General features: G+C 65.1%; 20 protein-coding genes. 9 read left to right on the top strand and 11 right to left on the bottom strand.

Going from position 1 to position 21,147, the window contains the following annotated elements; translation table 11 throughout:
* Window positions 1-44: 44 nt before the first annotated feature.
* Complete coding sequence (thiE, locus tag MTX34_RS04645) at window positions 45-737, top strand: thiamine phosphate synthase (protein WP_243594512.1); 693 nt, start codon at window positions 45-47, stop codon at window positions 735-737.
* On the opposite strand, the gene MTX34_RS04650 is transcribed toward thiE, so the two are convergent.
* Entirely contained in the window at window positions 734-1,570 is an 837-nt protein-coding gene (locus tag MTX34_RS04650) for an NUDIX domain-containing protein (RefSeq protein WP_243608600.1), read from the bottom strand. The two genes, thiE and MTX34_RS04650, sit on opposite strands and share 4 nt — an antisense overlap.
* Window positions 1,571-1,642: 72 nt before the next feature.
* Between MTX34_RS04650 and MTX34_RS04655 the strand changes: the two genes are divergently transcribed.
* Genes MTX34_RS04655 through MTX34_RS04665 form a run of 3 tightly spaced genes read left to right on the top strand, consistent with a single transcriptional unit; the run spans window position 1,643 to window position 6,297 of the window.
* Window positions 1,643-2,947: a hypothetical protein gene (locus MTX34_RS04655; RefSeq protein ID WP_243608601.1), complete on the top strand. Its 1,305-nt coding sequence runs from the start codon at window positions 1,643-1,645 to the stop codon at window positions 2,945-2,947.
* On the top strand, window positions 2,944-3,915 hold the full coding sequence (locus MTX34_RS04660) for a glutamate ABC transporter substrate-binding protein (protein ID WP_243608602.1): 972 nt from the start codon (window positions 2,944-2,946) through the stop codon (window positions 3,913-3,915). Before MTX34_RS04655 ends, MTX34_RS04660 begins: the two co-directional genes overlap by 4 nt.
* A gap of 9 nt (window positions 3,916-3,924) precedes the next feature.
* Window positions 3,925-6,297: a serine/threonine-protein kinase gene (locus tag MTX34_RS04665; RefSeq protein WP_243608603.1), complete on the top strand. Its 2,373-nt coding sequence runs from the start codon at window positions 3,925-3,927 to the stop codon at window positions 6,295-6,297.
* A gap of 13 nt (window positions 6,298-6,310) precedes the next feature.
* Here the strand turns inward: MTX34_RS04665 and MTX34_RS04670 are convergent, their stop codons facing one another.
* The gene (locus tag MTX34_RS04670) at window positions 6,311-7,501 is read right to left on the bottom strand and encodes an acetate kinase (protein ID WP_243608604.1); all 1,191 of its coding nucleotides are present in this window, start codon (window positions 7,499-7,501) and stop codon (window positions 6,311-6,313) included.
* Window positions 7,498-9,621 (bottom strand): phosphate acetyltransferase, encoded by a 2,124-nt coding sequence (gene pta / locus MTX34_RS04675; protein ID WP_243608605.1) that lies wholly within the window; start codon window positions 9,619-9,621, stop codon window positions 7,498-7,500. The genes MTX34_RS04670 and pta overlap by 4 nt, the downstream gene beginning before the upstream one ends.
* A gap of 163 nt (window positions 9,622-9,784) precedes the next feature.
* Here pta and MTX34_RS04680 point away from each other — a divergent pair, with 163 nt between their 5' ends.
* Window positions 9,785-10,297, top strand: coding sequence for a nitroreductase/quinone reductase family protein (locus tag MTX34_RS04680; protein WP_243608606.1), 513 nt, complete (start codon window positions 9,785-9,787; stop codon window positions 10,295-10,297).
* A 12-nt stretch (window positions 10,298-10,309) separates the two neighbouring features.
* On the opposite strand, the gene fgd is transcribed toward MTX34_RS04680, so the two are convergent.
* The 4 genes from fgd to MTX34_RS04700 form a co-directional block, all read right to left on the bottom strand.
* Window positions 10,310-11,323, bottom strand: coding sequence for a glucose-6-phosphate dehydrogenase (coenzyme-F420) (gene fgd, locus MTX34_RS04685; RefSeq protein WP_032401751.1), 1,014 nt, complete (start codon window positions 11,321-11,323; stop codon window positions 10,310-10,312).
* A 64-nt stretch (window positions 11,324-11,387) separates the two neighbouring features.
* Window positions 11,388-11,720 carry a DUF202 domain-containing protein gene (locus MTX34_RS04690; protein ID WP_243608607.1) on the bottom strand — a complete coding sequence of 111 codons (333 nt, stop codon included), beginning with the start codon at window positions 11,718-11,720 and terminating at the stop codon, window positions 11,388-11,390.
* Complete coding sequence (locus MTX34_RS04695) at window positions 11,717-12,037, bottom strand: hypothetical protein (RefSeq protein WP_243608608.1); 321 nt, start codon at window positions 12,035-12,037, stop codon at window positions 11,717-11,719. The genes MTX34_RS04690 and MTX34_RS04695 overlap by 4 nt, the downstream gene beginning before the upstream one ends.
* A 69-nt stretch (window positions 12,038-12,106) precedes the next feature.
* A complete protein-coding gene (locus MTX34_RS04700; protein ID WP_243608609.1) occupies window positions 12,107-12,799 on the bottom strand; it encodes a GNAT family N-acetyltransferase in 693 nt (230 codons plus the stop codon).
* A 104-nt stretch (window positions 12,800-12,903) separates the two neighbouring features.
* On the opposite strand from MTX34_RS04700, the gene map reads away from it, so the two are divergent.
* Window positions 12,904-13,674 carry a type I methionyl aminopeptidase gene (gene map, locus MTX34_RS04705; RefSeq protein ID WP_243608610.1) on the top strand — a complete coding sequence of 257 codons (771 nt, stop codon included), beginning with the start codon at window positions 12,904-12,906 and terminating at the stop codon, window positions 13,672-13,674.
* Window positions 13,675-13,759: 85 nt separating this feature from the next.
* On the opposite strand, the gene MTX34_RS04710 is transcribed toward map, so the two are convergent.
* The gene (locus MTX34_RS04710) at window positions 13,760-14,284 is read right to left on the bottom strand and encodes a permease (protein ID WP_243608611.1); all 525 of its coding nucleotides are present in this window, start codon (window positions 14,282-14,284) and stop codon (window positions 13,760-13,762) included.
* A 260-nt stretch (window positions 14,285-14,544) separates the two neighbouring features.
* A complete protein-coding gene (locus MTX34_RS04715) occupies window positions 14,545-15,138 on the bottom strand; it encodes a TetR/AcrR family transcriptional regulator (RefSeq protein ID WP_243608612.1) in 594 nt (197 codons plus the stop codon).
* Between the two features lie 107 nt (window positions 15,139-15,245).
* Here MTX34_RS04715 and MTX34_RS04720 point away from each other — a divergent pair, with 107 nt between their 5' ends.
* Together MTX34_RS04720 and MTX34_RS04725 are read left to right on the top strand one after the other, a co-directional pair.
* Window positions 15,246-16,265, top strand: a complete 1,020-nt coding sequence (locus MTX34_RS04720) for an aldo/keto reductase (RefSeq protein ID WP_243608613.1) — start codon at window positions 15,246-15,248, stop codon at window positions 16,263-16,265.
* 19 nt (window positions 16,266-16,284) lie between these two features.
* On the top strand, window positions 16,285-17,124 hold the full coding sequence (locus tag MTX34_RS04725; RefSeq protein ID WP_374638823.1) for an LLM class flavin-dependent oxidoreductase: 840 nt from the start codon (window positions 16,285-16,287) through the stop codon (window positions 17,122-17,124).
* A gap of 24 nt (window positions 17,125-17,148) precedes the next feature.
* Here MTX34_RS04725 and MTX34_RS04730 read toward each other — a convergent pair whose 3' ends face one another.
* The gene (locus tag MTX34_RS04730; RefSeq protein WP_243608721.1) at window positions 17,149-18,090 is read right to left on the bottom strand and encodes an NADP-dependent oxidoreductase; all 942 of its coding nucleotides are present in this window, start codon (window positions 18,088-18,090) and stop codon (window positions 17,149-17,151) included.
* Window positions 18,091-18,208: 118 nt separating this feature from the next.
* A complete protein-coding gene (locus MTX34_RS04735) occupies window positions 18,209-18,763 on the bottom strand; it encodes a hypothetical protein (RefSeq protein WP_243608615.1) in 555 nt (184 codons plus the stop codon).
* A gap of 317 nt (window positions 18,764-19,080) precedes the next feature.
* Here MTX34_RS04735 and MTX34_RS04740 point away from each other — a divergent pair, with 317 nt between their 5' ends.
* Window positions 19,081-21,033 carry an HNH endonuclease signature motif containing protein gene (locus tag MTX34_RS04740; RefSeq protein ID WP_243608616.1) on the top strand — a complete coding sequence of 651 codons (1,953 nt, stop codon included), beginning with the start codon at window positions 19,081-19,083 and terminating at the stop codon, window positions 21,031-21,033.
* Window positions 21,034-21,147: the final 114 nt, after the last annotated feature.

The raw sequence follows: 21,147 nt of genomic DNA on the forward strand, positions 1-21,147 counted from the left end.
ACTCCGTCGTCGGTGGCGGCCACCATGAGAATACAGTTCGTTTTGTGCATCCATCTCAGACCGCCCGCAATCAGACTCCCCGTGAGCGTCTTGCGTCCGCTCGCCTGTACCTGTGTACCGATGCCAGGCGCGACAAGGGCGACCTCGCGCAGTTCGCAGAGGCCGCGTTGTCCGGTGGTGTCGACATCATTCAGCTGCGCGACAAGAACTCCGCCGGCGAGCGCGAGTTCGGTCCACTCGAAGCGAAGGACGAGCTCGCTGCGCTGGCGATTCTGCTTGCTGCGACCAAGCGGCACGGTGCGCTGCTTGCGGTCAACGATCGCGCGGATCTGGCGCTGGCCTCCGGTGCCGACGTGCTGCACCTCGGTCAGGGCGATCTGCCGGTGCACTACGCGCGTCAGATTCTGGGCCCGGACGTGGTGATCGGACGTTCGACGCAGAACCGCGCGCAGTCCTCGCTCGCCGCGATCGAGGACGGCGTCGACTACTTCGCCGTCGGGCCGGTGTGGCCGACGCCCACCAAGCCCAACCGCTCGGCCGCCGGCCTGGAGACTCTCCGCGCCACCGCGGACTCGTTGCCGGAGCGGCCGTGGTTCGCCATCGGCGGCGTCGACGCGACCAACGTGAACCAGGTTCGAGCAGCCGGTGCCGATCGCATCGTGGTGGTCCGGGCGATCACCGAGGCTCGGGACCCACAGGCAGCAGCCCGCGAACTGGTCCGAGCGCTGCAGGCCTAGAGCCAACCCAATACTGCGGACGGCGTCAGCACCTGCACCGATTCCGGCAACCGGTCGCGTAGTCCGCGGTCGGCGGTGACCAGCGCCGTCAGATCTCCGCCCCGGTGGGCCTGGTCTGCGAGGGTGTCGTCACCGCTGCCGTCGGCGAGAATCACCGGGATGCGCGGGTCGTCCACCATGGCGTCGCGGGCCCGGCCTTCGAGGACTGCTTCGATTCGGGTGAGCCAGCCGTACTGACCGCTGGGCAGTTCGACGGTGCGCGGCAGTGTCTCGGCAAGCGAGGTCAGTAGTGCGCCTGTGGATCCGGCGCGGTCCTTCCACCAGCCGTTCGGCCGCGAGCCGAGCACGTTGGCGGTGTCGAGCAGTACGCGCAGCGGCGCGGTGCGCAGCGACGGCCAGCTCGACGCGAACCCCGGGTGCAACGGGAGTTCGTCGACGATCGACTCCGGCACCCAGCGCAGTTCGGTGCTCTCGCCGTTGGGCACGGTGGTCAGCGCATGATCGGTGTCGGCGATGACCGTGGTGTAGGACCAACCGCTCTCGACGCTCGCCGTGACTCGCTCGCTGCGGACGCTCAACTGTTCGGCGGCAATACCGGCTTCCTCGTGAGCCTCGCGCACCGCCGCATGCGCGGTGCTCTCGTGGGAGTCGCGGGCCCCACCGGGCAGGGCCCAGGTTCCGCCCTGGTGGCTCCACAACGCGCGGTGCTGCAGCAGCACCACAGGTTCGCCTGCATCGGACGGTGCGCGCAGCAACAGACCGGCGGCGCCGTGCTTTCCCCAGTGTCGAGTGCCGTTCTCGCCGATCACCCAACCGTCCCCGTCACCACGCATGCTCACCACCCTAGGTGAATCACCTGCCTGTAGTGGCTGCAGTACGGTCCGCCTACTTATATGCTCGGGTGCGTGATCGCGGCCGGTATTACCCCCTCCGCTGCCGTCCCCCCGACAACGGCTACGCCCGTCGGTGTCGCTGCAGGCAAGCCACCGGTTCGATACACGATGCGCTCGACGCCCGCGCGGTTGGTCGCGATGGGAATCGCGCTGGTGGTGTTGGCGTTGACGGTCGGAAATCTGGCCTCCACGGCCGTGACCGATCGAGTCGACACCCTGGGCACCCTGTTGGTGCGCACCGAGCCCTTCGCGAACTCGGCACAGAATCTGTACGGGGCACTGTCGGTGGCCGACGCGGCCGCCGCAACCGCGTTCATCGCCGGTGGCCTCGAGCCGCCCGAGGTGCGGGAGCGGTACTCGCAGGCGCTCGGCGAGGCGTCGTCCGAGCTGATCGCGGCCTCGGCCGGAGTGACCGAGAACGACGCGGCCACCAGCGCGGTGCTCACGCAGATCGCCGCCGGTCTGCCGGTGTACAGCGGCCTGGTCGAGACCGCCAGAGCCAACAATCGGACCGGAAATCCGGTGGGCGCGGCGTATCTCGGCGAGGCGTCGACGATGATGCAGACGAGTTTGCTGCCGTTGGCCGAGAAGCTGTACACCGAGCAGGCGTCTAGAGTGTCGTCCGACCAGGAGCGCTTCACCAGTCCCCCGCTCTTCGCGATCGGGTCGCTGGTGTTCCTGTTGCTGATGACCGGCCTGGCCCAGTGGTACCTGTCGCGGACCACTCGCAGGACGCTGAACGTCGGATTCCTCACTGCCACAGGCGCTGTCGCCGGACTGCTCGGTTGGATGTTGGTGGTCGGTCTGATTTCGTCGATCGCCACCGACCGCGCGATCGACCGCGGAGTGTCTCCGCTGAAGTCCTACACGACGGGTTTCATTCTGGCGCAGCAGGCCAGGGCGGACGAGACCCTCGACCTCGCGCGCCGGGGCGGTGGCCAGGACTACGGACAGTCGTTCGACGCGAACGTCTCTCGGTTGACGGAGATGTTCCAGGGCGACACTGCGGTGATCGACGCCGTGAACACGTGGTCCACCTCCCATTCACGGATCGATTCCGCTCTCGAGGTCGGCGACTTCAACGGCGCGGTCGCCATCGCCACCGGTACCGGCGAGTCCGATTCGGCGGCCGCGTTCACCGCGCTGGACAGCGTTCTGGTCGACGGAATAGAGAATGCTCGACGCGAATTGCGGTCCAACATCGACCGCTCGGTGTGGGTACTGTCCGGACTGTCCGACGGCGCGTACGTCCTGACCATCGCCGCCTCGGTGGCGTTCGGTATCGGCTTGTTCCCGAGGCTGCGTGAGTACCTGTGAAACGTCTTCTGGCCGTCGGCATCCTGGTCACTGCGCTGATAGCCGGCTGCGCTACTCCGGAAAGCACTGCGCCGCAAGTGGAGACGACGTTCACCGAACCGCCGCTGCCGGACGGTGCGTCCGTCGCCGCTCGGCCGACGGAAAGCCTGGCCGACGACGAGTGTGCCCGCCCCACCGCCAGCCTGCGCCCGCTGCCGACCGGGACCGATGCGCCGCCGGTACCGCAGCCGACCATCGACGCACTGCGCGCCAAGGGCCGGCTGGTCGTCGGGTTGGACACGGGCAGCAACCTTTTCAGCTTCCGAGATCCGATGACCGGTCAGCTGGTCGGGTTCGATGTCGACATCGCCCGGGAGGTCTCGCGAGACCTGTTCGGTGATCCGAATCGCTTGGACTTCCGCATCCTCACCTCCGCGGAGCGGCTCGAAGCTCTGGAGAATTCGACGGTGGACATGGTGGTCAAGACCATGACCATCACGTGTGCTCGCCGCCAGGAAGTCCAGTTCTCCACCGTGTACTTCCAAGCGCAGCACCGTGTTCTGGTGGTGCAGGGTTCGGGTATCCGCGGAGTCGAGGACCTGGCCGACAAGCGGGTGTGCGCGGTGGAGGGCACCACCTCGCTGCGACGCATCCAGCGGGTGCAGCCCGCCGCGACCGTGGTGACGGTACCGATGTGGTCGGATTGCCTTGTCGTACTGCAACAACGACAGGTCGACGCCGTCAGCACCGACGACGCGATCCTCGCCGGTCTCGCGGCTCAGGATCCGTATCTTCAGATCGTCGGCGAGAGCCTGAGTCCGGAGCCGTACGGGGTGGGAATCAACAAGAACGACGAGGATCTGGTGCGATTCGTCAACGGGACATTGGCTCGCATCCGCGCCGACGGGACGTGGAATCGCATCTACGACCGGTGGCTGACGGTGCTCGGTCCCTCCCCCGGTCCACCCACTCCGTCGTACAGCGATTAGGGGCCCGACATGGACGACGACGAACAGCAGCCCACGGCCCCGGCGCAGCGTACGCAGGCCGTGTCGAGGACCGACGACGGCGAACGCACACAGGCCGTTTCGAGAACACAGGCCGTCCCGGCAACCGACGGAGTGGAGCGGACGCAGGCCGTCTCGAGGTCGCCGGTCGAGGACCGAACCGCGACCACGCTCACACGGACGGGTCGGTCCAGATCCGGTCGATCGCGCAGCACCGGTATTCGACGTCGACTCGGCGGCGGCCTGGTGGACGTGCCGCGGGTGGATCCGGTCGATCCCGCGACTGCGGTGATGTCGGATCCGTCCGTGCCGCAACACAAGCGGTTCTGTTGGAAGTGCAACGCGAAGGTGGGGCGCAGCGAGCCGGGCGAGCCCGATGTGTCCATGGGCATCTGCCCGCACTGCGGCGCAACGTTCGACTTCACTCCGTTGCTCGAGCCGGGCGATCGTGTGGTCGGCCAGTACGACGTTCAGGGTTGCATCGCGCACGGTGGCCTCGGCTGGATCTATCTCGCCATCGACCGCAACGTCAGCGACCGCTGGGTGGTACTCAAGGGACTGCTGCACTTCGGTGACGAGGAGGCCCATGCGGTCGCGGTGGCGGAGCGTCAGTTCCTCGCCGAGGTCGCACACCCCGGCGTGGTGAAGATCTACAACTTCGTCGAGCAGCCCCGCAGGGACGGGTCGACCGTCGGCTTCATCGTCATGGAATACGTCGGTGGCCGGTCGCTGCGGGACATCCTCACCGCCTGCGGTGACGGCGCGCGTCTCCCCGTCGAGCAGGCACTCGCCTACGTGCTCGAAGTGCTTCCTGCACTGGGTTATCTGCATTCGATCGGTCTGGTCTACAACGACCTCAAACCGGAGAACATCATGGTCTCCGACGACCAGATCAAGCTCATCGACCTCGGAGCGGTGGCCGGTATCGAGGACTACGGCTACCTGTACGGCACGGTCGGCTATCAGGCACCGGAGATCGTGAAGACGGGACCGACGGTGGCGTCGGACATCTTCACGGTGGGTCGGACGCTGGCAGTGCTCACGCTGGACATGCCGTCGAAGAACGGCAAGTACCTCGACGGCCTCCCCACTGCCGAGGAATCCGAAGTCCTGCAACAATTTCCGTCGCTGCATCGACTTCTGCTGCGCGCCACCCACGAGGATCCGACACGGCGGTTCCGATCCGCGGACGAGTTCGCCGGCCAGGCCACCGGCGTGTTGCGCGAAATTCTGGCCATCAGAACCGGTGTCGAGCGGCCGGGACTGTCGACTGTGTTCAGCCCACCCCGCACGACGTTCGGCACCGAGCACTCGGTGGGCCGCACCGACACCTACGTGGACGGTACGGTGCGCCACGAACGGATGACGGCAGCCGAAGTGGTTGCTGCGCTACCGGTCCCACTGGTGGATCCCAACGACCCCAGCGCGCCGCTGCTCGCTGCAGCAGTACACGTCGAACCACGACAGACCCTGGATTCGCTTCAGCACGCCAAACGCAACGGCATCGAACGCGTCACCGCCGGTGCGGAGTCGACTCGCTCCAGCCCCGCGGAACTCGGTCTCGAGATCACCCTCGCCGAGGTCAAGGCCAATTTGGATCTCGGGAACGTCGTCGAAGCAACCGAGGTTCTGTCCAAGGTGCAGTCGACCGACCACACCGCAGATCCGTGGCGTGTGCAGTGGTACTCGGGTCTCATTGCCCTGCTGCATCACGAGTACCATTCTGCGTTCACCAATTTCGACAACGTACTCGGCGCAATGCCCGGTGAGCTCGCACCCAAGCTCGCTCTCGGGGCGACCTCGGAATTGCTGGGCCATGTCGCCGCAGGCAACGACGAGGAGGCCGAGAAGTGGCGCGCCCGAGCCGAGGGTCTGTACCGGGCGGTGTGGCGAACCAATCGGGGCATCGTCAGCTCGGCGTTCGGCTTGGCCAGACAATTGCAGCGCCGCGGTGATCAGACCGGTGCCATCGCCGCGCTGGATCAGGTGCCGATCAGTTCGCGGCACTACTCCATGGCCCGCATGACGAGTGTGCTGACTCTGCTGATGGACCGGTCGCGAGCCGAACTATCCGAGGCCGATTTCCGTTCTGCCGCAAGACGAGTGGCGCTACTGCCCAAGGCCGAGAGCCGGGCGCTACAGATGCGGACGCTGGTGCTGGCGATGGCCCTGGACTGGATCGTCTCCGGCCACGCCGCCACAGCAGAACGCGAGCCCATTCTCAGCGTTCCGTTCACCGAGGACGGGTTGCGACGCGGCACCGAGAAGGGCCTGCGAGCACTTGCCCGCAACGCCACCGATCGCGCCCACCGTTTCTCGTTGGTGGATCTGGCGAATGCGATCAGGCCGCGGTCGCTGTTCTGACTGCCGCGTTGTTCTAGCGGCATTCTCGAACGAGGTCGTCCGTCGCGCGCGCAATCGCCAATTCCTCGTTGGTCGGCACCACCAGGACCGTGACGGTGGACGAGTCGGTGGAGATCACCCGAGCCTTCTTGCTGCGCAGGGAATTTCGATCGGCGTCGATCTCGATTCCGAAGCCCTCCAGGTTCGCCAGGGCGTCGGCACGCACCGCTGCGGCGTTCTCACCGACACCGGCGGTGAACGTGATGACGTCGAGCCGACCCAGCCCGATCATGTACGCACCGATGTACTTGCGCAGGCGGTGGATGTAGACGTCGTACGCCAGGCGCGCGGAGGCGTCGCCGCCGTCGATGCGTTGCTGCAGTTGCCTGAAGTCGTTGACCCCGGACAGTCCGATCAACCCGGAACGACGGTTGAGCAGGGCATCGATGTCGTCGACACTCATGTTTGCGCTGCGGCGCAGGTGCATGATCACACCGGGGTCGATATCCCCACTGCGGGTGCCCATGACGAGACCTTCCAACGGCGTCAGACCCATCGAGGTGTCGACCGCCCTGCCGCCTGCCACAGCCGAGGCCGAGGCTCCGTTGCCCAGGTGCAGCACGATCTGATTCAGGTGTTCGAGATCGCGTTCGAGGAACTGCGCAACCTGGTCGGAGACGTAGTGATGAGAGGTGCCGTGGAAACCGTAGCGCCTGATGTCGTGCTCGGCGGCGACGGTTGCGTCGATGGCGTAGGTCGCGGCCGCGTCGGGCAGGGAATGAAAGAAGGCGGTGTCGAACACGGCCACGTGCGGCACGTTCGGCAGTTGCTTCCTGGCGACCTCGATGCCCAGCACGTTCGGCGGATTGTGCAGTGGTGCAAGGTTGCTGAGATCGGAGATCTGTTGCACGACGGCGTCGTCGATGATCGTCGGGCGGTAGAAGACCGTCCCGCCGTGGACTACGCGATGCCCGACGGCGGTGACGACCGATTCCAGTGCGACGCCTGCATCGGAAAGCATCTCGAACGCCAGGGCCAGACCGGCACCGTGATCGGCGATGTGCTGGGTGCGCTCGACACTCTCGCCCCGGTGATCGAGTTCGACTCGGCCGTCGGATTCACCGATGCGCTCGACGAGCCCACTGGCCACGGACTCCCCCGAGCCGGGATCGACGAGTTGGAACTTGACCGAGGACGAACCGGAGTTGACGACGAGAATACTCACTTGCCCTCCTGCTCGGCTGCGTCCGAAATGCCCTGCGCCTGAATCGCCGTGATGGCCACGGTGTTGACGATGTCTTCCACGAGAGCGCCCCGAGACAGGTCGTTGACGGGCTTGCGGAGGCCCTGCAGAACAGGCCCGACGGCGACGGCACCGGCGCTGCGCTGGACGGCCTTGTACGTGTTGTTGCCGGTGTTGAGGTCCGGGAAGATGAACACCGTTGCTCGGCCCGCGACGTCGGAATCGGGGAGCTTGGATGCGGCGACGGACGGCTCGATCGCCGCGTCGTACTGAATCGGACCCTCCACGAGCAGTTCCGGATTCCGTTCGCGCACAAGTGCGGTCGCTTGCCGAACCTTGTCGACATCGGCTCCGGAACCGGACTCACCGGTGGAGTAGGACAGCATGGCCACCCGCGGTTCGATCCCGAACTGCGCCGAGGTCTGCGCCGAGGACACGGCGATGTCGGCGAGCTGCTCGGCCGTCGGGTCGGGTACGACGGCGCAGTCCCCGTAAGCGAGAACACGATCGGACAGGCACATCAGGAAGATCGACGACACCGTCGACACGCCCTCGGTGGTCTTGATGATCTCGAACGACGGCTTGATGGTGTGCGCGGTGGTGTGCGCGGCACCGGAGACCATGCCGTCCGCAATTCCCTTGTGCACCATCATCGTTCCGAAGTACGAGATGTCTGCCATGATCTCGCGGGCACGGTCGATCGTCATGCCCTTGTGCTTGCGCAGCTCGGTGTACTCGGCCGCGAAGTCCTCGGAGTAATCACAGTTCTTGGGGTCGAGCACCGTTGCACTGTCGAGATCGACGCCCAGTTCCGATGCGCGTCGACGAATGGGACCTTCTTCGCCGAGGATCGTCAGGTCGGCAACCTGCCGCTGCAGCAGGCGTCCGGCGGCCCGGAGGATACGATCGTCGCCACCCTCGGGAAGGACGATGTGTTTGCGGTCGGCACGAGCCCGGTGGATCAGCTGGTACTCGAACATCTGTGGGGTCGTGATGGTGGGAATCGCGATATCGAGCCGCTCCAGAAGTGTTTTCGCATCCACTCGCTGTTCCATCAACCCCAGCGCAGTGTCGACCTTGCGCTGCGAGCCCACCGCGACGCGGCCGCGGGTCTGCGCTGCAGCAGAGGCGGTATCGAAGGTGCCGAGCTCGGTGGTCAGGATCGGTAACCGGGGACCGAGCCCTGCCACCAGACGAGCGATCGCCGGGTGCGGCTCGATGCCACCGTTCATGATGATACCGGCGAGAGACGGAAAGCCCTCCGCCTCATGGGCATTGACGAGAGCGAGCAACACGTCGGATCGGTCCGCGGGCGCGATGACGACAACGCCCTCGGTGAGGCGTTCGAGGATGTGCTCGGCCGTCATACCACCGACCATGACCCGCAACGCTTCTCGCTGCAGCAGGGACGAGTCACCGGAGTACAACTTACCGTCCACCGCCTCGAGCAGTTCCGCCATAGTCGGCGCGACGAGGAGCGGAATCTCCGGCAGCGACCACGCAGGCACCCCGACCGACGCCAACGCATCGGTGACCGCATCGAGATCGTCCGGCGCACAACGGTTCGCCACGACCGCGGCCAAATGGGCATGGTGCTGACGCAGTTCGCCCTGGCACAGGGTGGCCAACTGCGCGATCTCGTCGGGCGTGCGACCGGAGCCGCGGAGCGCAAGCAGCACGGGCGCACCGAGATTGACGGCGATGCGGGCATTGAAGCCGAGTTCACTCGGGCTACCGACGTCGGTGTAATCGCTGCCCACGATCACGACGGCGTCGCACTGGGAAGCCACCTCGTGGTACCGATCGACGATCTTGCTGAGCGCTGCATCCTGATCGGAGTGCACCTGCTCGTACGTGACACCGAGCGACTGCTCGTACGTCAGATCTGCCGTGGTGTGCTCGACGAGCAACTCGAGGATGTAATCGGGCTCCTCGGTGGATCGGGCGATGGGACGGAACACCCCCACCCGGGCTGCGGACGCGGCGAGCATCTGCAGCACACCGAGCGCGATGGTCGACTTCCCGCTGTCCCCTTCCGGCGAGGCGATGTAGATGCTCGAGGGATACATGTCCGACGCGTCGGTGCCGCTGGGCTCAGCCATGGCAGTCAGCCTAGTAGGGGTCGTTCCGCAGGCTCCACTCCTGCCTGATACAGGTCGTTCCGCAGGCTCCACTCCTGCCTGATACAGGTCGTTCCGCAGGCTCCACTCCTGCCCAGTGGGTTGCGGTGTTGACACCGGGCGCGGTCGGGTTGTCCTATGAACCATGGCCGAATCACCGTTCCCGGATGTGCGCTGGGGCAGCGAAACCTCGTTCATCCGCAAGCCCGCCGTGAAGTTCGCGTCGACGAAGCCCGGTTCCTGGGTCATCAGGAACCTCGCAGGCGTCGACCGGTGGTTGCTGACCAAATCCGACGGCCGCTTCACCGTCCTCGGACCCATCGCGGCACCGGTGGTGTTGTTGACCACCACCGGCCGTAAGTCCGGCAAGCCCAGGACGAGTCCGCTGCTCTACTACCGGGAGGACGACAAGATCTACGTCGTCGGATCCAATTTCGGTCAACAGCACCACCCGGCGTGGACGTCGAACCTCCTCGCCGACCCGAAGGCCGTCGTGGCCATCGGCGGCAAGAAGATTCCGGTGACGGCAACCCGCATCACCGGCGACGAGAAGGCCCGCATCTACCGACAGTTCGACGCCATGGTCGAGGTGTACGGCGAGTACGAGACCAGAACCGACCGTGACATGCGCTTGTTCGCACTCACGGCCGATCTCTAGCCTTCTGGGGAGTCAGCCGAGCTTACGCAGGCGCGGCGCGAGGTCCTTCTCGAAGAGCTCGAGGAACCGCTTCTGATCGTGGCCCGGCGCGTGGAACACCAGGTGATTCAGACCGGCATCGGTGTACTGCTTGACCTTCTCCACTGCCTCGTCGGGGTCCGACGCCACGATCCAGCGCTTGGCGACCTGCTCGATCGGCAGCTCGTCGGCGGCCTTCTCCATCTCGATGGGATCGTCGATCGAGTGCTTCTGCTCGGGCGTCAATGACAGCGGGGCCCAGAAGCGGCAATTCTCCAGCGCCAGTTCGGGGTCGGTGTCGTAACTGATCTTGATCTCGATCATCTTGTCGATCTCACCGGCGTCGCGCTCGGCCTTGCCCGCGCCCTCTTCCACGGCCGGAAGCAGCTTGTCGGTGTAGAGCTCCATGCCCTTGCCCGAGGTGCAGATGAATCCGTCGCCCGCGCGTCCTGCATACCGCGCGACGACGGGTCCGCCGGCCGCGATGTACACCGGGATGCCGCCCTCGGGGACGTCGTAGATCGACGCGCCCTTGGTCGTGTAGTACTCGCCCTCGAAGTCGACGCGGTCGCCGAGCCACAGCTCGCGCATCAAGCGCACCGACTCACGCAGCCGCGCGAATCGTTCCTTGAACTCCGGCCATTCGCCGGTGAATCCGGTGGCGATCTCGTTGAGCGCTTCGCCCGTACCCACGCCGAGCATGATGCGTCCCGGGTACAGGCACCCCATCGTCGCGAATGCCTGCGCGATGACCGACGGGTTGTAGCGGAACGTCGGTGTCAGTACCGAGGTGCCGAGCTGAATCGTGTTCGTACGCTCACCGACGGCCGTCATCCAGGCGAGCGAGAACGGGGCGTGCCCACCCTCGTGCCGCCACGGCTGGAAGTGGTCGCTGACCGTCGCCGAATCCATCCCGTGCTGCTCTGCGAGTACACCGAGCTCGACCAACTCACGCGGTCCGAATTGCTCCGCCGATGCCTTGTATCCGAGCTTGAGACCCTGCGCCACGCCGAACTCCTGTCGTTGGTCGTCCTAGTTCTTCGATTGTGCACCTGTGGTGGTTTGCCACGCTCTACTGGATCCCCAGAACAGTGACCACCGCGGCCAGCACCGCCACCGAACCGATACCCACGGCGAATATCCACAAGTCTCGTGATTCCGGCATCGGCGCACCGTTCTCCAAGGCATCGCGGACGCGCATCCACCGTCGCAGACCGATGATCGGGGCCGCCGCGGCGAGCCCGATCAGAATCAATCCGAGCCCCGTGCGGACCCACCCGGTGCTGAAATCGGGAACCAGGTGGACGACCGCAATTCCACCCGCGAGCAGGCCTAGCGACGTCCGCAACCAGGCAAGAAACGTGCGTTCGCTGGCAAGCGTGAACCGGTCGTCGGGGCGCGTCACGCCGGAGCGGTGATGCGTTCGCGGATGAGTCGGGCAACGAGTTGAGGGTCTTTGGGGGTGAATACCGGCGAGATGCGGCGGATGGTGAGCACCACTGCAGTGTCCTTCTTGGGACGCATCACGTCCAGCGGAAGCCACTGGTCGTCGGTCGACGCACCCCATAGCCGCCACCGCCCGTTCCAGTTGCCGAGGACGGCGGTGTCGACGGCGCGGATCTTGTCGTACGGCACGAACTTTTTCGTGGCCAAGGGGAAGTAGTAGTGCCTCAGGGTGACACCGGCCTCGTCGAGAAGAACCAGCCCGTCGTCGTAGATCACATCGCAATTTATTCGCACAGGTAACGGTATGTCTTCGAGCTCAGAGCACGCAACAGCGGATTTCGGAACCTATCTCGGGTTCGGTGCGGGCGTTCTCACCAACGTCAGGTGAGACGTCCGACGTAGCTCGAATCCGATGGACAAGTAGAGCTCGATGGCGCGCACATTTGCGTCCGACGCATGGAGGAACGGCTCCTCGCCACGGGCGCGGATACCGTGACCGATGGCGCGAACCAGATCGGTCGCCAGCCCCTGCCCGCGAAACGCCGGGTCGGTGCACACCGCACTGATCTCCGTCCATCCCGGCGGGTGCATGCGCTCGCCCGCCATCGCGATCAGAGCCCCGCCGCGTCGGACTCCGAGGTAAGTGCCGAGTTCGATGGTCCGAGGCAAAAACGGCCCGGGCTCGGTGCGGCGAACCAGACCGAGCATCTCTGGGACGTCCACAGCGGTCAGCTCGACCGCCTCGGAAAAGGGCCGCGTTTCGAGATGCGTGCCGATCAACTGCACCAAACCGAATGTCTCCACATGCGACCACCCCGCGGGCAACTCACGTTCCGGACCGTCGAGCCCCACCACGGTGCGCGGGCCGAACAGGGCCGCAATGTCCTCCCAGTCCTGAGGTTCGAGGACATCGGGGTGAACCAGAAACGGAGACACCTCGGGATCGGCACGGATTATCCGCCCGCGACGGACTGCGAACCGCGCCAACGCGCCTTCGAGGGAGTTGCGGATGGGGTCGTCGAGTAGATGAGCGGACACAGCAAATAGAGTCGCACGGACAGTCTTCTGGTCGACGCGCCGTCCGAGCCAGACGCCAATACTTATACCGGTATAGTTATTCGTCACACGACGAAAGGCAGACCATGATCGAAATCCTCCCGCCGAGCAAGATCCCCCTCGCACGCAAATCGGGAGCGTTGGTCGCCGAGATTCTCCAGACCGTCCGCGAGCGTGCCACCGTCGGCACCAACCTGCTCGAGATCGACGAGTGGACCAAAGACATCATCCTCGGGGCCGGGGCAACGTCCTGCTATGTCGACTACGCACCGTCCTTCGGCCGCGGCCCGTTCGGTCACTACATCTGCACCTCCGTCAACGATGCAGTGCTACATGGACTTCCGCACGACTACGCCCTGGCCGACGGCGATCTGCTGACTCTCGATCTCGCCGTGATCCTCGGCGGCGTGGCAGCGGACTCCGCCATCAGCTTCGTCGTCGGAGAGCCCCGTAAAGAAGACACCGCAATGATCGACGCCACCGAACGAGCATTGGCCGCAGGAATCGCCGCGGCTCGGCCGGGAAACAAGATCGGCGACATCTCGCACGCAATCGGCACAGTCCTCCGCGAAGCCGGCTACCCGATCAACATGCAGTTCGGCGGCCACGGCATCGGCTCCACCATGCATCAGGACCCGCACGTGTCCAACTCCGGACGCCCCGGACGCGGCTACGGCCTTCGCCCCGGCCTGATGCTCGCACTGGAGCCCTGGATCATGGAAGACACCGACGAGCTCGTCACCGACGACGACGGATGGACTCTGCGGAGCACGACGGGATGCCGCACTGCGCACAGCGAGCACACGGTGGTCATCACCGACGACGGTGCCGAGATCATGACGCTCCGCTCATCCTGACCCGACGGCCAAAGGGTCAACCGGTGCGATCACAGCGAGTGGATCCCTGGCGGAACTGCCGACGAAGTTGCGTAACGCCTGACCGTCACTGCGGCAGAGCAGCAGTTCTGCGTCGACGATTTCGCCGGACCACCACGAACACGAGCAGTGCAACCAGAACCACGGCGATCACGGCACCGAGTGCTGTTGCGCCGCGGAAGCCCGGCGCGCTGGTGTCGAGGGTGCGTTCACCGGCGTGAGCGGCATTGCTGGTGCCGAGGACGATCGTGAGCGTCAACAAGTTCGGGATGGCCGTCACTACAGCCAGGATCACGGCTCCGATGGCGAGCTGCTTGCCCGCCCTACCCTTGCGCACCGACCAGGCGCTCCAGAAGAACACCAGCGGCGCGAACGTGCAGACGATGCCGAACAACAGGCCCCACAGAATGCCCTTGGTGAACGTACTGTCCGCGAGACTCTCGACCCGCAGACTCCACCAGCGCGGCAGGAATGCGGCGAGGACGAAGTACGCGATCAACAACAGAACGATGCCGGCTCCGACGAGGATGCCCCGTCTCTTCCAGTTCGCCGAGCTGGTCGACGGTGCGGGCGTGGTCGGATCGGCAGTCATGAGGACATGGTAGATCGTGCCGAGCAGTACCCCACTCGAGTCGAGACCCGATCGTTAGCTCTCCTGTCCGCACAGCAACCCTGGACCGCCACCACGTGGACGCTGAATTCGCTGCGAGCGCCCGTTGCAATCACGCTGACTCGAAAGCCGGGCGCTACCGATCCCCGTCCGTCGACCTCCAAGAAGATCCGGTCTCCCGCTCGAAAGCCGGTCGAGTTCATGCACCCAACGCCAACCGGTCGAAGCGAAACAACCGTCCATCAATCGATCTCGTCAGGTTCCGTCGTGAGACGCAGTCCCTTTACCAACACCCTCGCCATCTTTCGCGGGTCGTAGCGGGGATCCGTTGCACCGATACACAGGTTGCCGACCGCGCGCATCAGCTCCAGCGCGGTCTGCCCCGGTGCAATCTCCCCCGAGTCCGCAGCGGCGTCGAGCAGTGACTCGCACACGGGAACAAGCCGATCCAGGAAGTAGCTGTGCAAGGTTTCGAATCCGCCGCTGTCCGACTGCATCGCTTCGGCCAGACCGTGTTTGGTGACCAGGAAGTCGACGAACTGGTCGATCCACAGCACCAACGCGGCGTGCGGTGATTCGCGGCCAGCGAGAAGCTCCTGACCCGCGACGGCACACGCTTCGACCTGATGCCGAAAGACAGCAACGACGAGATCACCACGCGTCGGGAAGTGCCGATAGATGGTTCCGACGCCGACGCCGGCCCGTCGGGCAATCTCACGCACCGGTACCTCTACTCCCGAGTCGACGAACGCAGTCGCGGCCGCGTCGAGCAAGGTCGCTTCGTTCCGCCTCGCATCCGCCCGTTTCCTGGGCTGCTCGGCTTCTGCCTCGGTCACAGTCCCTCCAGGTATCGACAAACGGAACACTGTTCCGTATGTTGGTTTACGGAACGTCGTTCCGCTTTCACACACAGTAGCCCCACAGTGGCCAAGAGGAGATCACCATGCAGTACCGCACACTGGGACGAACAGGCGTCCAGGTCAGCACGCTCTCGCTCGGCGCGATGAACTTCGGAGCCATCGGGCGCACCACACAAGACGAGGCCACCGCGATCGTCGATGCAGCACTCGAGGGCGGCATCAACCTCATCGACACCGCGGACATGTACAGCCAGGGGCAGTCCGAGGAGATGGTCGGCAAGGCGATCGCAGGTCGGCGCGAGAACGTCGTTCTGGCCACGAAAGTGTTCAACCCGATGGGCGACGAACGGAACCATCAGGGCAGCTCCCGCCGCTGGATCGTCACCGAACTCGAGAACAGCCTGCGCCGACTCGACACCGATCACGTCGACCTCTACCAGATACACCGATGGGATCCCACGACGAGTGACGAGGAAACCCTCTCCGCCCTGACGGATCTGCAGAGAGCCGGGAAAATTCGCTACTTCGGATCCTCCACCTATCCGGCGTACCGAACCGTGCAGGCGCAGTGGGCCGCGAAGGAACACCATCTCGCACGGTTCGTCACCGAACAGCCGCCGTACTCGATCCTGCAGCGCGGCATCGAATCTCACGTCCTTCCTGTCACCCAGGAATACGGCATGGGTGTACTCGCGTGGAGCCCCCTGGCGGGCGGATTCCTCTCCGGTGCCATCCGGGCAGGACAGGCCGCGACCTCCCAACGCGCCACGATGATGCCCGAACGCTTCGGTCCCGACACTCCCACCGGACAGGCCAAACTCGACGCTGTGGAGAAACTTGTCGCGGTAGCCGACGATGCCGGGCTGACGTTGATCCAACTCGCTCTCGGTTTCGTGACCGCCCATCCGGGAGTCACCAGTGCGATCGTCGGGCCTCGTACTGTCGCCCATCTACACTCGCAACTCGCTGCGGCCGACACCGTCCTGACCGGCGACATCCTCGACAGGATCGACGAGATCGTCTTGCCCGGTGTCGATCTCGCTCCCGGCGACAAGTTCGACACCCCACCCGCGCTGCTCGACGCATCACTGCGGAGACGCTGACATGGCAAGTTTCGGGATCATGACCCCTCCGCAGAACGTCTCTTACGCAGACCTTCTCCGGGTGTGGTGCGAGGCAGACGGCATCGCGGAGATCGAGCATGCGTGGCTGTTCGATCACCTCATGCCCATCGGCGGCGACCTCGACGGCCCGATCTTCGAGGGTTGGACCATGCTGGCCGCACTCGCCGCACAGACCGAGCGGATCAGACTCGGAATCATGGTCACCAGCAACCGCATTCGCCCACCGGCGATCCTCGCAAAAATCGCTACTACGGTCGACGCGGTCTCGTACGGTCGGCTGGACTTCGGCATCGGTGCCGGGTCACGGCCGAGTGTGCCGATGGCGCGACGGGAATACGACGGCAGCGGTCTTCCGTACAGTGACGCCGCGGAAGCCGTAGCGCGGCTGGGTGAATCGCTCACCGTGATTCGCAAGCTCTGGACCGAGGACGAACCGTTCGACTTTCACGGTGCCCACGTCGATCTCGTGGGGGCGTTCCAGAACCCGAAACCTGTTCAGCGACCGGGCCCACCGATCGTCATCGGCGGCCGAGCAGCAGGTGTGCTGCGTCTCGTCGCCGCGCACGCCGACACATGGAACATCCCCGGCGGGGACCTCGACGATGCACTCGACCGAGCGAGGTTACTCGACCGATTCTGTGACGAGATCGGGCGCGATCCGGCGACGATCACCCGATCGATCGCTCTCGGGGTGTCGTTCGAGGAACCCGAGAAGACGAGAAACGACATCGGTGACGCCGTGGCCGCGGGATTCGATCATGTCGTTCTCATCCTGTCGGGCCCCTACCCCGACGGCATCGCGCACCGAGTGACCGAGGAGTTCATCGATCGCTCGTAAGAACCCGTGCGCTGGGCCTTGTCCTCACGGAATCAGGACGAACTTTCCACGCGGGTGTGTAGATTGCAGTTCGGCATGCGCCTTCGCGACGTCGTCGAGCGGGAAGGTCTTCGCGACTGTCACCTCGAACACTCCTGCACCTGCCTGCTCCAGCAGCACCGGCGATGCGAGGCGTCGACGCTCCATGCTCGCCGGCCCACCAACGGTGAGAAACCCGTCCGACGATGCCCGCCCGAAGGCTGCCGTGCTGACCAATTTCGAACTGTTCGTGAGCAATTCGAGTGATACGTCGACGGCCTCATCGGTGCCGACCGTATCGATTGCCGCATCCACCCCATTCGGTGCGGCTGCTCGCACACGGTCGATGAGTCCGTCGCCGTATTCGACGGGCTCGGCCCCGTAGGCCCGGAGTGCATCGTGGTTCTGGTGGCGCGCAGTCCCGATGACGGTGGCACCGCGCTCCCGAGCGAGCTGAGCCACCACGGACCCGACGCCGCCTGCCGCCCCGTGCACGAGAACCGTATCTCCGCTCGTGACACCGACGGATTCCAACGCGTCGTATGCAGTTCCGGCCACGGCCAGTACGCCCGCAGCAACGTTCCAATCCAAGGCTTCCGGCTTCGGGAACACGAACCGCGCGGGAGCCAGAATCCGCTCGGCGTACGTACCGTTCTGGCCGGACACGATCACTTCGTCGCCGACGGCGATAGGCCCGACCGGTCCCTCGACACCTTCGCCGACCGCGACGACGATGCCCGACGCCTCGCTGCCCAGTGGGATCGGAAGCTTCGATGCATCGGTGCCGAACGCACCGCTGTAGCTCTTGTAGTCGAAGGGGTTGACGCCGATCGCCTTCACCTCGACCAGAACCTCGCCTTCGGACGGCTCGGGTAGCTCTCGTTCGACGATCTCGATGGCGTCCGGTCCACCGTAGGACGCTGCAACTGCGGCTCGTGTCATAGGCAGTACAACGGTCGACACGACGCCGTTGTTCCGCTCGAAACCGAGGTGCAGACCGAGACGCCGTTCACAGCGCAGCGAAAGCTGTCCCAAGATACTCGAACGCAGAGGCCGCGTTTACCGGTCAGACGGCCACCGACAGTTCAGCGCATTCGCTGCCTTCCGGACCTGAATGAAGCTGCTGCTGAGCAGTATTCGATGCGTCGGTGACCACGCGTTGCATCCAATACGCGACTGTTCGATCAGTGGCGGCAAACCGATCCAGCACGTCCATGCACAGCCAGGTCGCGATCGAGAAGTCCTGTTCCACTCCGTCGAGCCCGATCAGCGCCAACTCGTCGGCCACGGCGATGAGAGCGCGATCGACACCGGAACTCCGACGCTCCAGCCATCCCAACGCCCGCCGGAGATACTGCCAATCGGCCGCGGGCACAGAGCTGGTGGCCGATTGCCTGCACAGTTCCGCCGTCGCAACGAGCGCGTCCACAACCGGTGTCGACAGTGCACCGTCGAGTTCGGCGAGCATGCCCCGATCGGAATCCAAAAGGTCGGCCATGTAGCGCCAACGCGCCGAAGGGGCAACATCCTCGGGCCACAGGTCCGTCGTACCGAACTGGAGTCGCGTGATCAGTTCCTTCGGTGAACTGCCCGAAGCGGCGAAACGAAATGCGTCGTTCATGTCGATCATCCCCACTGGGTCAACACACAACATCGGACACCGGCTCGACACTCGAGCTCGGAGAGACAGCCGAGCAGTGGCTTTCGTCACCGATGCAAGCAACGCTGCTGTGGTCGTTACGTCCGCCTTGGGGGATATTGAACGCCGCCACCAGCATCTACGCGACTCGTCGTTACCAAAAATCGACAACGTCACACTGGTGGCCGATGTGTAATCCACCACATAGTGCAGCGCTCCGACCGGGCCGTTTCGACTGCCGAGTGCGAGCAGGAACGTGTGTTCGAAAACTTGTCGGTGGGTCGCGATAGATTCTGTTCATGCTTTCGGGGGACGGCGGATCAGGGGTGGACGGCATCGAGACGGTGCCGCCCGCCCCTGAGGTGTCCGATCCCGAACTATCGGTGCTGGTGGATCGTGTGGAGTCCGCGGTCGCGGAGTTGGCCGAACAGGCGTCGGTGTCGTGGACGAACGCCGACCGGCGTGCGGTGATCCAGCGGATGGAAACGCTCACCCGATCGGTGACCGCGTACTCGTACACCTGGCTCAACGAACTGATCACCCAACACGGCCTCGACATCTACCCGGGGTCGGTGCCGAGCTCGGTGGCATGGATGCTGCGGATCACCCCACGAACAGCAGGCGCACGAGTACGCCTGGCTGCCGAATTGGGTGACCGCACCGCACTCTCGGGCGAGGTTCTGCCGCCGCTGCTGCCGCACACCGCCGACGCATTACGGGCCGGGTTGCTCGACGCCCAGCACGTGCAGATGATCCGCGAATTCTTCAAGCACTTGCCTGCCAGTGTGGATCCGCAGACCCGCGATCTCGCCGAGGAGCAGTTGGTGGGCTTCGCGTCGACCAGACGGCCCGACGATTTTGCGCCGTTGGTGGCGAACCTGGACTCGATCCTCAACCCCGACGGCGATCACGACGAGGACGAGGACGAGGACGAGGACGGTAAGCCCAAGCCACGCAAGCGACGCGATGCCTTCTTCTACCTCGGCGAACAAGGTTCAGACGGCATGTCAGAAGGCAAATTCTGTGTCGACCCCGAACTCCGCGCCTACCTCGAAGCCCTGTTCTCCAAAGCCGCGAAACCCGGCATGTACAACCCTGCCGACGGACAACCGATCACCGACGACGAGACCGACAGCGACGAGACCTCCGGCGAGGACACCAAGAGCCCCCCAAGCGCGAGCGACGGTGCACGTCCCGATTCTGCAGCAGCCGAACCGGATTCGTCCGTATCGGATGGGGTCTCCGATACCAAGACACCACCGCTACCGGAGCCGAAACACGGGCGGCGAGATGATGCGGGACTGTGGGGCGACGGTCCATGTGACAGTGACGGCCCTTGCGGCGACGGCTCTTGCGGTGACGGCCCTTGCGGCGACGGCGCCGGCGACTGCGGAGGTGGCCACTGCGGTGACGACTGCGGAGGTGGCCTCGAATGCGGTTGCGGCACAGGCTCCGAAGACACCTCCTCCGAGGACACTTCCTCCGACGGCCCTGCTGCCGGGCGTAGCGCTGGCGGGGACACCGCCGGGCAAGGTGAGAGCCGTGAGGCACGGGACGAGGCGGCGGCGTCCACGCGCGCGGCCGCAGCCCAGCGTGACATCCGCACCCAGAACGAACGCCGTCACGACGCCCTGAAACTGGCGCTCCGACACACCCTCGCCTCCGGCACACTCGGCACCCACCGCGGCCTGCCCGTCACCGCCATCGTCACCATGACCCTGAAAGACCTCGAAGCCGGCTGCGGGTACGCGAAGACCGCCACCGGATCACGAGTGTCGATCCGCGACGCCATCCGCATGGCCTCCCACGCCCACCACTACCTGACCATCTTCGACGACCACGGCAGAGCCCTCTACCTCGGCCGATCGAAACGCATCGCCTCCGCCGACCAACGCATCGTGCTCATCGCCCGCGACCGCGGCTGCAGCTTCCCCTCCTGCACCCGTCCCGCAACCTGGTGCCAAGCCCATCACGTGACCGACTGGGTCGACGGCGGCAATACCGACATCGACTCCCTCACCTTCGGCTGCGACATGCACCACGCACTCGTCGGCACCGGACCGAACACATGGGCCACCACCAAAACCACAGCAACACATCGCTATCCAGGCCGCACCCTCTGGCACCCACCCACCGGAATGGACCCGCTCAGGCGCGGGCTGATCAACCACGCACACCACCCCGAAGAAGTCCTCTATCCACCCGACAACCCCGGAGATGCCGGGGACGAAGAACCACGACAACCCGCATGACGGCCAGCACCATCTCAGGGCACAGCTCTGCGCTGCACAGACATGCGCCGGAGCCGACGGCATGCCACACGGCGGGTGATCCACGCTTACGCCCAATACCGATCAGGTCTTCGA

The sequence above is a fragment of the Rhodococcus sp. ARC_M5 genome, from assembly GCF_022810405.1.
GTDB lineage: Bacteria > Actinomycetota > Actinomycetes > Mycobacteriales > Mycobacteriaceae > Rhodococcoides > Rhodococcoides navarretei.